Origin of the sequence: Arthrobacter sp. 9V (genome assembly GCF_902506065.1) — a bacterium.
GTDB lineage: Bacteria > Actinomycetota > Actinomycetes > Actinomycetales > Micrococcaceae > Arthrobacter.
This window is the reverse complement of record NZ_LR732912.1, coordinates 498,531-513,465: the sequence shown is the minus strand read 5'-3', so window position 1 is coordinate 513,465 and position 14,935 is coordinate 498,531. Positions and strand designations below refer to the sequence as shown.

General features: G+C 63.1%; 13 protein-coding genes. 5 read left to right on the top strand and 8 right to left on the bottom strand.

The window, feature by feature from the left end; all coding sequences use genetic code 11:
- The 7 genes from BACI9J_RS02435 to BACI9J_RS02405 form a co-directional block, all read right to left on the bottom strand.
- A complete protein-coding gene (locus BACI9J_RS02435; RefSeq protein ID WP_141280640.1) occupies positions 1 to 429 on the bottom strand; it encodes a heat shock protein transcriptional repressor HspR in 429 nt (142 codons plus the stop codon).
- A gap of 10 nt (positions 430 to 439) precedes the next feature.
- Positions 440 to 1,420, bottom strand: a complete 981-nt coding sequence (locus BACI9J_RS02430; RefSeq protein WP_159733016.1) for a DnaJ C-terminal domain-containing protein — start codon at positions 1,418 to 1,420, stop codon at positions 440 to 442.
- A gap of 94 nt (positions 1,421 to 1,514) precedes the next feature.
- A complete protein-coding gene (locus BACI9J_RS02425; protein ID WP_159733015.1) occupies positions 1,515 to 2,174 on the bottom strand; it encodes a nucleotide exchange factor GrpE in 660 nt (219 codons plus the stop codon).
- 2 nt (positions 2,175 to 2,176) lie between these two features.
- Positions 2,177 to 4,039 (bottom strand): molecular chaperone DnaK, encoded by a 1,863-nt coding sequence (gene dnaK / locus BACI9J_RS02420; protein ID WP_159733014.1) that lies wholly within the window; start codon positions 4,037 to 4,039, stop codon positions 2,177 to 2,179.
- A 164-nt stretch (positions 4,040 to 4,203) separates the two neighbouring features.
- A complete protein-coding gene (locus BACI9J_RS02415; RefSeq protein WP_236558310.1) occupies positions 4,204 to 5,151 on the bottom strand; it encodes a DUF817 domain-containing protein in 948 nt (315 codons plus the stop codon).
- The gene (locus BACI9J_RS02410) at positions 5,141 to 5,932 is read right to left on the bottom strand and encodes an oxygenase MpaB family protein (protein WP_159733013.1); all 792 of its coding nucleotides are present in this window, start codon (positions 5,930 to 5,932) and stop codon (positions 5,141 to 5,143) included. The genes BACI9J_RS02415 and BACI9J_RS02410 overlap by 11 nt, the downstream gene beginning before the upstream one ends.
- A 17-nt stretch (positions 5,933 to 5,949) precedes the next feature.
- Positions 5,950 to 6,693 carry a TetR/AcrR family transcriptional regulator gene (locus tag BACI9J_RS02405; protein ID WP_159733012.1) on the bottom strand — a complete coding sequence of 248 codons (744 nt, stop codon included), beginning with the start codon at positions 6,691 to 6,693 and terminating at the stop codon, positions 5,950 to 5,952.
- 142 nt (positions 6,694 to 6,835) lie between these two features.
- Here BACI9J_RS02405 and BACI9J_RS02400 point away from each other — a divergent pair, with 142 nt between their 5' ends.
- Both BACI9J_RS02400 and BACI9J_RS02395 read left to right on the top strand, forming a co-directional pair.
- Positions 6,836 to 7,759 carry an NAD-dependent epimerase/dehydratase family protein gene (locus BACI9J_RS02400; protein WP_159733011.1) on the top strand — a complete coding sequence of 308 codons (924 nt, stop codon included), beginning with the start codon at positions 6,836 to 6,838 and terminating at the stop codon, positions 7,757 to 7,759.
- 125 nt (positions 7,760 to 7,884) lie between these two features.
- Positions 7,885 to 9,897 (top strand): PQQ-binding-like beta-propeller repeat protein, encoded by a 2,013-nt coding sequence (locus BACI9J_RS02395; RefSeq protein ID WP_159733010.1) that lies wholly within the window; start codon positions 7,885 to 7,887, stop codon positions 9,895 to 9,897.
- Positions 9,898 to 9,977: 80 nt separating this feature from the next.
- Here BACI9J_RS02395 and BACI9J_RS02390 read toward each other — a convergent pair whose 3' ends face one another.
- Entirely contained in the window at positions 9,978 to 11,114 is a 1,137-nt protein-coding gene (locus BACI9J_RS02390; RefSeq protein WP_159733009.1) for an ROK family protein, read from the bottom strand.
- A gap of 133 nt (positions 11,115 to 11,247) precedes the next feature.
- On the opposite strand from BACI9J_RS02390, the gene BACI9J_RS02385 reads away from it, so the two are divergent.
- From BACI9J_RS02385 to BACI9J_RS02375, 3 genes are read left to right on the top strand one after another with little or no spacing between them, the layout of a single operon-like run.
- Positions 11,248 to 12,294 carry a hydroxyacid dehydrogenase gene (locus BACI9J_RS02385; RefSeq protein WP_159733008.1) on the top strand — a complete coding sequence of 349 codons (1,047 nt, stop codon included), beginning with the start codon at positions 11,248 to 11,250 and terminating at the stop codon, positions 12,292 to 12,294.
- Between the two features lie 2 nt (positions 12,295 to 12,296).
- On the top strand, positions 12,297 to 13,643 hold the full coding sequence (locus BACI9J_RS02380) for a sulfatase family protein (protein WP_159733007.1): 1,347 nt from the start codon (positions 12,297 to 12,299) through the stop codon (positions 13,641 to 13,643).
- A gap of 5 nt (positions 13,644 to 13,648) precedes the next feature.
- Entirely contained in the window at positions 13,649 to 14,935 is a 1,287-nt protein-coding gene (locus tag BACI9J_RS02375) for an extracellular solute-binding protein (RefSeq protein ID WP_159733006.1), read from the top strand.

Below are 14,935 nucleotides of genomic sequence, written 5' to 3'. Positions count from 1 at the left end.
CTAAAGGTTCTCGCCCTGCCGCGGCCGCCACACCACAACTGCCTGAGATCGCGCGCGGGGCCTTTGCCCACGGGCAAGGCTGACGACGTCGCCGGCCGCACCGGCCGCGAATATCCGCGCATCCACCGGTGAACGGCGGCGCGATAGTTCCTCCGTCAGCTCGGCCACCCGGTACTGCAGCGCAGCAACCTGGTTTTCGAGGTCAAGGATGCGTTTGATGCCTTCAAGGGAGACGCCGGACTGCGAGAGGCGCTGGACCTCCCGCAGTTTGTTGACGTCGTTCTGCGAGTAGCGGCGGGACTTGCCGGGAGCACGGCTGGGCGACACGATGCCCAAACGGTCGTACTGGCGCAACGTCTGCGGATGCATGTCGGCAAGCTCCGCAGCCACGGAGATGACAAAGATCGGCTGGTTGACGTCGATTGCCATGACCGCCTCCTTACAACCGGGCCTTTGCGGCCAGGTCGTGACGCGGGTTGGCGTCAGTGGTGGCCGCGGCGAAAGCCTTCACGGCTTCCTCTGCTTCCTTGTTCAGGTTCTGCGGAACCGCGACGTCGATTGTCACCAGGAGGTCGCCGCTGGACTTGGACGTCTTCACGCCACGGCCCTTCACCCGGAGGGTACGGCCCGAGGGGGTTCCCGCCGGTACACGCACCTTGACGGTGTCGCCGTCGAGCGTTGGCACCTCAATAGTGGCGCCCAGCGCCGCTTCGGCAAACGTGACGGGCACATGGATGCGGATGTTGTCGCCGTCGCGGTGGAAAAAGTCGTGGGGCTTTACGCTCACCGTGATGATGAGGTCGCCATTGCCGGCAGGTCCGGCGTTGCCCTTACCGCGCTGACGGACTTTCTGCCCGTCCTTGATGCCGGCGGGAATCTTGACGTCGATCACGTTGCCGTTGCTCTCACGCAAGCTCACAGTGGTGCCCTTGATGGAACCGGCAAACGAGATGGACGTGGTGGCCGTACGGTCTGCGCCCTTTTGCGGCGCACGCTGGAACCCTGTGGGGCCCGCTCCGCCGAAACCACCGCCGAACAGGTCAGCAAACTCGGGGGGAATGCCGCCGCCTGCAGGTTGACGGGCACCCGGTCCGCCGCCGAACAGACCGCCAAAGAGATCCTCAAACCCGCCGTTGGCTCCGGCACCACCGCGGCCGGCACCGGCACCCGGAGCGAACCGGGCACCACCCATGGCACGGATGGCATCGTACTGTTGGCGGTCCTCGGGGTTGGACAGCACCGAGTAAGCCTCGGAGATGTCCTTGAACTTCTTCTCCGCAGCAGCATCGCCCGAGTTCGTATCAGGGTGATGCTCGCGGGCCAGCTTGCGGTAAGCCTTCTTGATATCCGCGTCGGACGCGTCCTTGGCAATACCAAGGATCGCGTAAAAATCCTTTTCAACCCAGTCCTGGCTGGCCAAGAGCGTTTCCTTTCGTTGGGGGGCGGAACGAGATGGCAGTTCGCGCCAATGTTTTACTCAAACACTGTCACGAACTGCCATCTCGAGAGGTGTACTAAGCCGGAACCGCGACGATGACCTGGGCTGCACGCAGGACCCGCTCGCCGGAGCGGTATCCGGAGCGCAGCACCTGGCTGACAGTGTCAACCTCGATGTCTTCGCCGGGCTGCTGGATGAGTGCCTCGTGGATGGTGGGGTCGAATTCGACTCCGGTATCTGCGATGCGTTCCAGTCCGTACGTCTTCAGCGCGTTTTCCAGTTTGGTGGCGATCGCGGCGAAGGGGCCGTCTTCGAGGTCACCGTGCTGGCGGGCGGCGTCGACGTCGTCCAGCACCGGGAGCAGCGAGTTCAGGACGCCAATGACGGCCATCTCTCCTGCTACGGCGCGGTCGCGTTCAACGCGCTTGCGGTAGTTGACGTACTCAGCCTGAAGGCGGAGGAGATCGTTGCGGAGCTCCGCTGCCTGGGCTTCCGCCGCGGCACCGGAGGCTACCGATTCCTCGGCCGGCACCTCTACCCCGTTGAGGATTTCCTCAGCCTGGGAGAGTGCGTCGCCGTCCGTGGGAGCAGCGTTGCCTTCGGCCGGGGCCGCAGCTTCGCTGTCCGGGTGACGGGCCGCGCCGGTCTCCGGGTCAACCTTGCGGTTGTCCCGAATGACAGGCTTGCGCGGCTCGTTGCCTTCTGAGTGCTCTGCTTCGTTGCCGTGGTGAGGCATGGCTACTTCTTCGCTTCGTCTTCGTCGATGATTTCTGCGTCCACGATGTCTTCGTCAGCAGCCTTCTCACCGGCAGGAGCGCCTTCAGCACCGGCACCCGGAGCGTCAGCTGCGGCAGCCTGCGAGTAGATCGCTTCGCCGAGCTTGGTCTGGGAGGCCTGGAGCTTCTCGAACGCAGTCTTCACGGCTGCGTCGTCAGTGCCTTCCAGCGCGGACTTGAGGGCGTCGACGTCGGCCTTGACCTCGGTCTTGACTTCCTCAGGCAGCTTGTCGTCGTTGTCGGCGATCAGCTTGTCCACGGAGTAGGCGAGCTGCTCAGCGGAGTTACGGGTATCCGTAGCTTCGCGGCGGGCCTTGTCCTCTGCGGCGTGCTCTTCGGCTTCACGGACCATGCGGTCGATGTCGTCCTTGGACAGTGCCGTGCCACCGGTGATGGTCATGGACTGTTCCTTGCCGGTGCCCTTGTCCTTGGCGGACACGTGGACAATACCGTTTGCGTCGATGTCGAAGGTGACCTCAACCTGCGGAACGCCACGCGGTGCCGGAGCGATGCCGGTCAGTTCGAACGTGCCCAGCGGCTTGTTGTCGCGGGTGAATTCACGCTCGCCCTGGAAGACCTGGATGGCCACGGACGGCTGGTTGTCGTCAGCAGTGGTGAAGGTCTCGGAACGCTTGGTGGGGATAGCGGTGTTGCGCTCGATCAGGTGCGTCATGACGCCACCCTTGGTTTCGATGCCGAGGGACAGCGGGGTGACGTCGATGAGGAGGACGTCTTTGCGCTCACCCTTCAGGACACCGGCCTGGAGTGCGGCGCCAACGGCCACAACTTCATCCGGGTTGACGCCCTTATTGGGTTCCTTGCCGCCGGCGAGTTCCTTGACGAGCTCGGAAACAGCAGGCATACGGGTGGAGCCACCGACGAGCACGATGTGGTCGATGTCAGAAACCTTGATGCCGGCTTCGGCAATGACGTCGTTGAACGGCTTCTTGGTGCGGTCCAGCAGGTCCTTGGTGAGGTCCTGGAACTTGGCGCGGGTGAGCTGCTCGTCCAGGTGAACCGGGCCGTCGGGGGTGACGGAGAGGTACTGGAGGGAGATGTTGGTGCTGGTGGAGGAGGACAGTTCCTTCTTGGCCTGCTCGGCAGCTTCACGGAGACGCTGAAGGGCGATCTTGTCCTTGGAGAGGTCGATGCCCTTGACCTTGAGCTGGCTCAGGAGCCACTCGACAACGCGGTTGTCCCAGTCGTCGCCACCGAGGCGGTTGTCGCCCGCGGTTGCACGGACCTGAATGGTGGAGAAGTTGTCTTCATCCTTGCCAACTTCGAGGAGGGAGACGTCGAAGGTTCCGCCACCGAGGTCGAAGACCAGGATGAGTTCGTCTTCCTTGCCCTTGTCCAAGCCGTAGGCCAGTGCAGCCGCGGTGGGCTCGTTGACAATGCGGAGGACGTTGAGGCCTGCAATTTCGCCGGCTTCCTTGGTGGACTGGCGCTCGGCGTCGTTGAAGTAGGCCGGAACGGTGATCACGGCGTCGGTGACCTTTTCACCCAAGTAGCTCTCGGCGTCGTTCTTGAGCTTCATGAGGATACGCGCGGAGATTTCCTGCGGCGTGTACTTCTTGTCATCGATGGCGACGTTCCAGTCGGTGCCCATGTGGCGCTTGACCGAAGCGATAGTGCGGTCGATGTTGTTGACGGCCTGGCGCTTGGCGATTTCGCCAACCAGGACTTCGCCGGACTTGGAGAACGCAACCACCGACGGCGTGGTGCGGCCGCCTTCTGCGTTGGCGATAACTGTGGGCTCGCCACCTTCGAGAACAGAGACCACGGAGTTGGTGGTTCCGAGGTCGATACCTACTGCACGTGACATATCTTGTTTCCTTTCAATGGCCGATGTTGGAGATTGCACCTGACAGCTGTCCGCTGGGCGGTCTACGTGCCGGAAGCCTGCTCAACAATCGGCTAGTTGAGCGTTCTGCACTCAACTGTACTCAGCCTTGGAAAGATGTCAATCCAAAGTTGAGTCGACTGCGCTCAACTTTGCTTCTCACCCTTAAAAACTTGCCGGAATTCCGGGGCTGAAGGGCTGGTTTCGCCTACGGTGAACTGAGCATCCCGGGCCTGAGCATCCCGGGCCGGCGGCTGCGGCTTGTACACCCAGGCCACCAGCACCACGGAGATGATCATCAGCAGGAACCACGCCAAAAGCTTGTCGATGGAGACGGCCTGCCAGCCCTCCAGCTGGTTCGGGTACAGCCACGCGCGCGACCATGTGCCGATGTTCTCGGCAAACCAAATGAACAGCGCCACCAGCAGGAAGGACACCAGGATGGGCATACGGAAGCGACGCCGGAACACCCGGAAGTGCATGACGCACCTTCCGTAAACAAGCACGACGGCGGCCAGCAGCACCCAGCGCGCATCGAAGATGTAGTGGTGCGAGAAGAAATTGACGTAGATCCCACCGGCAACAACGGCCGTGATCCACCGGCGCGGGTACCGGTCAAAGCGAAGGTCGAAGAGCCGGAAAACGCGCACCATATAGGAGCCAACCGCGGCGTACATGAATCCACTGAACAAAGGGACGGCCCCGATCCTCAAGACGCCTTCAGCCTCATAAGCCCACGAGCCAACGTCAGTCTTGAACAGCTCCATCACCGTTCCCACCACGTGGAACAGCAGGATCACCCGCAACTCCCGGAGGGTCTCAAGTTTGAAACTGATCATCAGAATCTGGATAACCACTGCGGCGAGCGTGAGGAAGTCGTTCCGCGCAAGGCCCGCGTTGTCCGGATACCAGAGCCGCGCCGCGATGATCACTGCGAGTAACGCCGCCCCGAACACGCAGGCCCATGCCTGCTTCAGCCCGAAGACCACGAACTCGGTGAGCCGCTCACGCATCCGACCACTGCGGGCGCGGTCCAGGTAGCGGTGAGCGGCGTCGTCGATGGACTGCTCAACCGAGGTGAAGTTACGCGCCATGGGATGCCTCACCCGTCTTGAGTTGGCTCAAGTAGTAATCCCTCGGCCAGTGGCGGAGCCGCTGCGGCAGCCGCGGGTAAACGCGTCCTGCCATGCGCATGGTCCGTTCGAAGCGCCGCGCATGATGTGGGCTCCAGTCGAATCCGAAACCTTCACGAACATGCTCAGGCAAGAGGCCCGCCGTGAGGAAGCGGGCCAGCGGCATGGCCAGGCGCATCATGGCCGGGCCTGCCGCAGGGTAGAGCAAGTCCCGGGCGATTTTGCGCGCCTTATCATCAGGCCGCAACGTCGCCAGGTGCCCGTCCCAGTATGTGGCGAACGCGGCACGATCAGCGGGCCACTTCTCCGGCGGGAGCTGTAATGCCGTGCCGATCCGCGCGTAGTCACGGTACATGAGGTCCGCGGTTTCGTCGTCGAGGGGTCCGTGAACCTGCTGATAAACGGTCATCGCGGTGTCGTAAAGGGTAGCGACAACCCACAGCTGCGAATCGGCGTCGAAAGCGTTGTAGCCTGCCGACGCATCGTCAGCGGTCCGGCGAACCGGCGCGTGGGCGCGGTTGACGGCGCGGCGCACAGCGGCGACCTGCTCATCCGTGCCGTAAACCACGGCGTAAACGTAGGTCAGCGTGGCGCGGAGCCTGTCTTGCGGCCTATGAGCGAAGTCGCTGTGGTCCGCAACTCCGTGGCCAACGCGGGGATCGGCAATCTGCAGGAGGATCGCGCGGCCCGCGCCGGCCAGAAGAACACCTTCCGCACCAATATCTGCAAGTCCCCGAGCCATCTGAATACTGTAGCGCCCTAGCCTTGGAGCCCTATGACTCCCAGCAGCACACACAGTTGATGCTCGAACAACTCATCCCGAGCAGTGAAGGTGTCCGGCCCGTACTGGCCAAATACCTCGAAACTGACTGCTCCGAACAGGGACGTCCATAGCAACACGCCACGCGCCAGGGACGCATCCGGGGCGGCAAGGTTCAGTTCAGTACGGATGGCCGCGAGGTCCTTGGCAAGCTTTTCTGGAATCACGACGGCGGGACTCACCTCGGCGTTAAGCGCACCTGCCCGGTAGGCGGCATCGAAGATCCCGACGAGACGAACGATGACCCGCGTTCCGGGGACGGTAGTGCGCTCTCCCGGCGCTTGATACCCGGGAACGGGACTGCCGAAAAGCAGGGAGTAGCTGGCGGGTTCACGGATTGCCCAGGCGCGGACCGCCTTTGCGAGCGCCGTGAACTGTCCGGCGAAATCGTCCTCCGGCACGGCATCCACCGCCGCGTCCACTTCATCGCCGAGCTGGTTGTAGCCGTCAATCAGCAGAAGCGTGAGGAGTTCGTCACGGTTCTCCACGTAGCGGTAGACCGCTGAGGACACGACGCCGAGATCCCTCGCCACGGCGCGAAGGGACAGGGCGGCTGCGCCGTGAAGAGCCAAGTGCTCCCTGCCTAGCCGGATGATGTCCGCGATGGTCTGAGCACGGGCTCTCTCGCGGGGCGTGGCGGGCTTCTCCTTGGTGTTCGCGGAAGTGGTTTCGACTGATGTCATGGTCCCAGCTTGCCATAACAGAGAGCGCTGTCAACAAAGGAGAGCAGTGCTCTTGACTTTGAGCATCTCATGATTGAGTCTTATTGAGAGAGCAGCGCTCTCGCTTTGAATTTCCTGACAGAGACCGAAAGAAGGAATCACCATGTACGTCGTCACCGGAGCAGGGCCCGTTGGTTACACAGTCGCCGAACAACTCGCAGAGCAAGGACATCATGTACGGGTCCTCACCCGCTCGGGCAGCGGCCCGGACCATCCCTTGGTGGAGCGGCTGCAGGTGGACGTGTCGGATCGCGAAGAGCTCAGCAAAGTCATCACCGGAGCCAGCGCAGTCTTCCACTGCATCCACGCTTCCGCTTACCGGGCAACAACGTGGGCCGCCGAACTTCCCCCAACCGAGCAAGTGGTGATGGACGCAGCGGCAGCCGCGGGCGCCGTCGTCGTCTTCCCCGAAAGCCTGTATTCGTACAGCGAGCCGGACCGGATCATGGCTGAAACGAGCCCGCGGGAAGCTTCCGGAGGAAAGCGCGGCATTCGTGTCCAGCTGCTGAAGGCCCGCCGGGCGCACCTGGCCAATACCGTGAGCGTCATAGCTGGAGACTTTTTTGGTCCGCGGGTGAAAATGGCCCACGCCGGCGAACGGATGGTCCCCTTGGTCTTGTCGGGCAAGCGCATCCAAGCGATCGGCAGCGCAGATCAGCCACACTCTTTCACTTACGTTCCGGACCTCGCCGCGGCCATGATCGCCGCAGCATTGAATCCCCAGTTATGGAACAGCGTGCTGCACGCGCCCACCGGCCTGCCGATGACCCAGCGCCAACTGGCCGCAGCCTACGCCGATGCGGCAGGAGTTTCCGTCCCGAAAGTGAGCGCCGTGCCCGGTTGGGTACTGCGGGCGGCCGGCATCTTCTCCACTGACATGCGTGAACTGGCTGAGATGCTCTATCAGTTCGAGCGTCCCTTTGTGATGGACTCAGCCGAAAGCCAGCAGCTACTGGGGCTGCAACCCACTCCCCTTACCGAAGCGGCTGCGGCCACGGTGGCGTGGTGGCGGGCGTCGGATGTCTGAAAATGTTCGAATCATGGATTTCGCAGTCTTGGGCTGAAACCCTGAGGAAGTGCGCACGGGACGTATCCGGAACGTCCTAAAAGCACCCAATCACCCCCACGGGACACTCAATGAGGAGATCTTCCATGCCCACTTTCGCCATCAATCGCCGTCAATTGCTGCAGACCGGGGGCATCGGCGGCCTCGCCGTAGCGCTGTCAGCAATGACCTCCGAGGCAGCCCAGGCCGCCCGCCCCCTCAACACCTCGGTGCCGGTAATTACCGACCTGGGACCCGCCGTCGTGCAGTTTTCCCTGATGAGTTCCCTGCTGGTGGGCGACACCGTGTACATCGGCTCGCGCAATCTGAATCCTGTGCGGGTCATTGGATTTCATCTGCCCACCGGCAAAGTTACGTCCCGCACCGATCTCGGTTCCGGGTACAGCATCCAGGCTCTGGCCGCTGACTCCACCGGCCGTTACCTCTATGCGGGCGTACTGCGCGACGGCGTGGATGGGAAACCGAACCTGTACCGCTGGGATCTGAGCACACCGAACGTTCCAGCAGTGGGCGTCGGCGAAACCGGGGACCGCGACATCCGGGCCCTGGCCGTTGCTCCTGATGGCAAGGTCTACGCAGCCGGTGGCGGTGAAACCACCAAAGCTCCCTCTCTCTGGGAATACGATCCCGCCACCAATGCCATGACCAGCTGGGGCGTGCCGGATCCCGGAGCAACAATCGCCCAGGCAGTGGCAGCCACTGCCAGCCACGTGTACTTCGGCACCGGCAGCACCTTGGGCGGCGGCAACGGATCCAGTCCGGCACGCTTGTTTGCGTTCGATCGGACAAGCAAAACGCCCACCAACATCCTTCCAGCCGAGGTGGCTACCGGCGTCTCCGTTACTTCCCTTAGCGTCCTGAACGGCCAACTCGGAGTGGGCATCAAGGGCCCGGGGAAGTCCGTGCTGATCAACCTGGCAGACCACAGCAAGTATGTGATCATCGCAAAGACCGGTGTGATGTTCAGGCAGCTTGGCAATGACGTTTTCTTCGTCAAGGAGCCGGGCGTCTGGTCCTACAACATGGCCACCAAACGGATCACCCAGATCCTCACCGAAGATGTTGGCGCAATGTGGGGGTTGGACGTCTACGGAGGCAAAGCAATCACGGTGTCTTCCTACGACGTCATTGAGGTTGACCCGGTGGCGAAGACCGCGGTCAAGCATGATCTGACGGAGGCGGGCGCTCCTGGCGGACCACAGTTGTGCATGGGCCTGGCGGCTGGCGCCGGGGATGTTTACGTGGGCGGCACCGGGACCATAGCCCGTCACCAATTGGCTGCGAACCAGGTTTCCTACCTCAGGGCAACCGGCGAGGCCAAGGACGCTGTAATCGTGGGAGGAATTCTTTACACCGGGCAGTACAACTCACGGGGAATCTACGCCTTCGACCCCAACACCGGGCAGCTCCCCTATCAAGTGGCTGCGCTCCCGGCGGGGCAGAACCGTCCCCTGGATGTCTGCTGGGATGCCGTCAACGGGCTGGTGATTGCCGGCGCCCAGAACGACACAGGCGGTGGGGGCTGCTTCGCCGCGTACAACCCGGTGACAACGCAGGTCATCTCCAAGGTCAACCCCATCGACAACCTCCAGATGGTCCGCGCCGTGTCCACAAAGGACGGCGTGGCCTACCTCGGCGGTGACAACATCTACGCCACAGGTCCCCGGAGCACTGTGGTGGCCTGGGATCCCGTGGCCAACCAGGAATTGTGGCGCCTGGATCCGGGACAGCCGCAGGGCATCGCAGCAATGGCAATCCACGGCAAATTCCTTTACGGCATGTCCCGCAAAGCTGCCGGTCTGTTCGTCATCGATCTTGACACCCGTCAAGTGGTTCACCACGGCGACCTCAGCAGCGTGTGCACCGACTTCGGCGCCCTCCAGGTCAGCCGCCGGATCATCTACGGCGTCTCCGACACCACGGTGTTCCGCATTGACCCCATCACCTTCGCAGTGTCGGTTGTTGTGGCAGACATCAACGGCGGCTGGTACAGCGGACCCCACATCACAGCCGACGAGGACGGTCTGCTGTACACACTCCGCGGGCCCAATCTCGTGCGCATTGACGATCAGCAGGCAATGCAGACCATGCGGCGATAGCCCCGTCACACCCAAGCGCCCTCCGGTCCCATGTAAGTAGCAGCAGATGCCGTTCTGAGCCCTCAAAACGGCATCTGCTGCTACCCAGTTGGGCTGGCGGTGAACAATCCCGCCAGCACCGAGCATGCAGCACCTCGGGCCAGCGCTACCGGATCTGCAACTGAAGTATCAAACAATGGAGGCGGAGTATTCGCGTGGTCGTATTGGCGCACGAACGCGGCCTTGGTCTGCTCGGCAAACGTCCCCAGATCGGCCTCGGGCGCGAAGCCGACCACCACCTGCCCGGGGCCCAGGACCTTGGCCGTGTTCGCCATTCCGATGCCCAGGTGCAGGGCGGCGTCGGCAATCAGGCTGGAATCGGCGTCGGGGTCTATCCCCCGGTCCTGGCCGCTCCGCTCCAGCTCACGCTGCATCCCCCACAGGCTGCCGCGGGTCTCGAAGCAATCGTCCGCGCCGCAGTGACAGGGCCTGGCCGGACCTGGTCCGGTGATCGCCCGCGAATGGGCGAAGCCCCCGGCCGCACCGTTGAAGCCGCGCTGGATGCGGCCTTCAATCACGACGGCGGCGCCCAGACTGGTGCCGACGCTGAAGATGAGCATCTCGCGGCCTTTGAAAACGTCGTCGAACAGCAGCCCGCGGGCGTAGGCATTGACGTAACTGTCAACGATGACCGGTTGCCCGGAAACTTCTTCCAGGAGCACTTGGAACTTGATGTCAGCCCAGCCCATCGCCCCGCTGTGCCGCACCAAGCCGCTAGCTTGATCAACCACGCCGGAAACGGCAACACCCACTCCAATAAGCCTGGACTCCAGGTTGCCGGAGGCTGTGTGGACCGCCCGGGCCACGGCCGCTGCCGCTTCGTCCGGGCCTGTGGACGCCAACGGCTCGCTGTGGGTGGCCACCACGTCACCGCGCAAATCGACGACGACGGCGTGGGCCTCCGTAGCGGACAGCCTCACCCCCGCCGCGAAAACACCTTCGCGTCCGAGCTCAAGCAGTCGCGCGGGCCTTCCACCCGTGCTGGGCGCAATCTCGGTCTCAACCAGCAGGCCCGAGTTGATGAGCTTGCCCGTTATTCCGGTGACGCTGGCAGCGCTCAGGCCGGTCTGAACCGTGATGGTGGCCCGGGAGACGGGCGATTTGGTCCGCACGACGTCGAGCACCAGGGCCTCGTTGATCTCACGGATCAGGGCCTTGCTGCCTGCACGTGGCTTCATTGCTGGTGGCTCCTGTTGTTGCGCGGCAAAGGATCCCACCCATTCTGGCATCCGTAGCGCTATTGCTTTCACACTCTCCATCATACTTACTTTAGTCATTGACAAAAGATAGTGAAACTGGCAATCTCAACCCATGAACATCAACAACGGCGTTGCATCGACACCACCACCACCCACCGCCGCCGGACTGAGGATTCTCCTGAGCATCCCGGACGTGGAACGGGCGGCCTTCATCTCCCCGGAAACCCACGCTGCACTGAACCAGCTGGGCGAGGTTACCGCCATCGCACCGGCCCAGCTCCAGTCATTGGACGCTTTCGCCGCCGCGGCAGCTGGGACAGACATCTTCATCACAGCGTGGGGCTTCCCCCGCCTCGATGCCGAACACCTGGCAGCGGCACCGAACCTCAAATGCGTCGTCCACGCCGCGTCATCGCTGCACGCCCTTGTCAGCGACGCATTTTGGGCCGCCGGCATCCCCATCTCCCAAGCGGGAGCAGCCATGGCCCCGGCCGTTGCGGAGCTCTCGCTCACCTTCACTCTGAGCCTGCTGCGCCGCGTGCACCAGCTCGATCACAGCCTCCGCAACGGCACCAACTGGGACGATGCCCGGGCAGTACCCAGGGCCCGTGAAGTCTCCGGCGCCCGCATCGGCGTAGTCGGCGCTTCACGGACGGGCCGCCGCTACATTGACGCTTGCCTGGCACTCGGCGCCACGGTGTCCGTCTACGACCCCTACATTCCCCAAGGCGATCCCCTCGCGACCAGTTCCGCCTCCTTGCAAGACGTGATGGCAAACAGTGACGTGGTTGCGGTTCATGCACCGGCCACCAACGAAACCGAAGGGCTCATCGGTGCTGCCGAACTCGCGCTGCTTCCGGATGGGGCAGCGTTCGTGAACACGGCGCGCTCCACCATCGTGGACATGGAAGCCCTGTACAAAGAGGTCCACTCAGGCCGGATTGATGCCGCACTGGACGTCTTCGACCAGGAGCCCTTGCCCGCGGACAGCCCCTGGCGTTCGCTGCCGAACGTGCTCCTTACTCCCCACCTCGGCGGAGCCACCATCGACTCCAGACGCAGGGCCGGCGGCATTGTGGTTGACGAACTCCGCCGCTTCATCAGCGGCCAACCCATGGAACACGCCCTCATCCGCACCGACCTCGAACGGATGGGCTGACCGTGCAGAACATTCTCCTGATCCACTGCCACGACCTCGGCCGCTTCCTGGGCACCTACGGAGTGGAAACCGTCTCCACACCGAATCTGGATGCCTTTGCCGACGAATCCACGCTCTTTGAGCAAGCCTTCGCCACCGCTCCCCACTGCAGCCCGGCCCGGGCCTCACTCTTCACGGGCACCTATCCCCAGACCAACGGTGTCCTCGGGCTGACGCACGAGCCCTTCAGCTGGGATCTCAAAGATCCGACGGACCACATCGCCCACAGGTTGAAGTCCGTCGGCTACCAAACCGAGCTCGTTGGCGTGCACCACGAATCGCGTGTTTTGGCGGACGACGTTGTGGCCAGCCGGCTCGGTTTCGACCACGCCCGTACGGGAGGTACCCGGGACGTCGTCGTGGATCGCGCCACTGACGCTTTGCGTCGCATGTCCGGCAGCGACCGTCCCTTCTACCTGCAGGTCGGCTTCACGGAGCCCCACCGGGTGCCCTCCGAAAGGGACCGCCCTGGGGTGATGGGTTTCCTGGCCGACGGCGTGAACCCGGACGTTTCTCTGGGGCACACCGTTCCTGCCCACCTGGTGGACGACGACGGCGCCCGCGAGGAAATCGCCGAGCTGCAGGGCGCTGTTAAGCACATGGACCAAGGCGTGGGGCGTGTCCTAGCCGAATTGGATGCACTGGGCCTCCGCGATCAGACGCTGGTTCTGTTCACCACGGACCACGGACTTGCGCTGCCCCGCGCCAAATGCACCCTGTACGACGCCGGACTCGGCGTTGCGCTGATGCTGCGCCACCCCGGCAATCCGGCGTGGTCCGGGAGACGCGTGGCGGACATCGTCAGTCACGTCGATGTCCTGCCCACCCTGTTGGACCTGGCAGGACTGCCAACACCGGAAGGCCTCGCCGGGACCACCCTGCGGCCGGCGGTCGAAGCAGGGGAGGCACCACGCAACCACTGTTTCAGCCAGTTGAGCTACCACACGTATTACGATCCCAAGCGATCAGTGCGGACATCCACGCACAAGCTGATCGTTAATTTCTCCAACGCACCACGCGCCATGGATCCCACGCAATCCTGGATCCATCGCAGCTTGCCGGCAGATCTCGGCGGCCCCACCATCGGTACCAGCCCGGCGATGGAACTCTACGACCTCACAACAGATCCTGAGGAACTGGACAACATTGCCGCCCATCCGGAGCAGTCGGGGATCCTCCGTAATCTCTCCGTTGCCCTCTTCGACTGGATGCGGGAGTGCGATGATCCCCTCCTCGCCGCCCCCGTAGCAGCCAGCCGGCATCACCTCGCGCTCAACGCGATCCAAGAAGCCACCCTCACCCGAAAGTAGCCACCATGTTTACACGTAAGTTGGGCCGCGCCACCTTGGCGACTGCCGCCGTCGTGACCGCCGCTTTGACGCTGACCGCCTGCGGTCCCGCCGGTTCTTCAACCTCCGACGGCGGCCAGGCCACCGGCAAGGTGACGCTCTGGATGTACCCCGTCATCAAGGACGAGACGGCCAGCAAGAAATTCTGGCAGGACACCGAGGCCAGCTTCGAGAAGGCCAATCCGGGAATCGACCTGACCATTGAGCTCCAGACGTTCGACAAGCGGGACGCCCAGATCTCGGCAGCGCTGGCCGCTGGCTCGGGACCCGACGTCGTACTCATTACGCCGGACCAAGCCGCCACCTACCGCAATGTTCGTGGTCTGCTGCCAGTGGACAAAGCCGTGGAGAAGGATAAGGACAGCTTCTACCCCGGGACTTTGGAAGCGGCGACGTTCGACAAAGAGGTGTTCGGCGTTCCGTTGTTCCAGAACATCAACACCACTGCGTACAACACCAAAATCTTCGCTGAAGCAGGTTTGCCGCTGCCCAAGACCTGGGACGATCTCCGCAGGACAGCGCCGGTTCTGGCCAAGAAGGGCGTCGCCGTCATGGACTACGCCGGCAGCCCTGAACAAACGCTGAACCTGTCCTTCTATCCTCTGTTGTGGCAGGCAGGCGGCACTGTGTTTACCGATGATGCCAAGGACATCGCTTTCGACTCCGAAGCCGGTGTTTCGGCGCTGCAACTGCTGATCGATCTCAAGAAGCTCGGTGGGCTCCCCGCGGATGCCGCCACCGATGGTCCCAAGGTTGAAGGTGCGCCGATCGCCACAGGAAAGGCCGCAATGCGTGCCACCGCATCCCTGCCTGAGCTAAAGCAGATGAGGACCGCCCTCGGTGCCGAAAATGTTGCCCTGGGCGCCCCCTTGCAGGGCAAGGTACAGGCAACGTACGGCAACCCCGGATTGCTCGCACTGACCTCCATCAACAAGAAGGAAAACCGGGAAGCCGCGTACACCGTGATGAGCTACCTGAGCTCGGCGGAGTCCCAGAAGGCCCTCAACGCCGCCGCAGGCAACCTGCCCACCCGGACCGACGCCGCGGTGTTGGGCACCGATGCCGATTCGCTCGCCATGGCAGAAGCTTTGAAATCCGCCAACCCCGGCGAACCGTCGCCCGCGGCACGTCAGGTCATGGGTGCCCTTGCACCGAATATCCAGGCAGCGCTTCGTGGCGATGTCACCGCCAAGGAAGCCCTGGACCGTGCCGCTAAAGAGGCTCGCGGCATCCTGCAGCGCTCGGCATCCTGA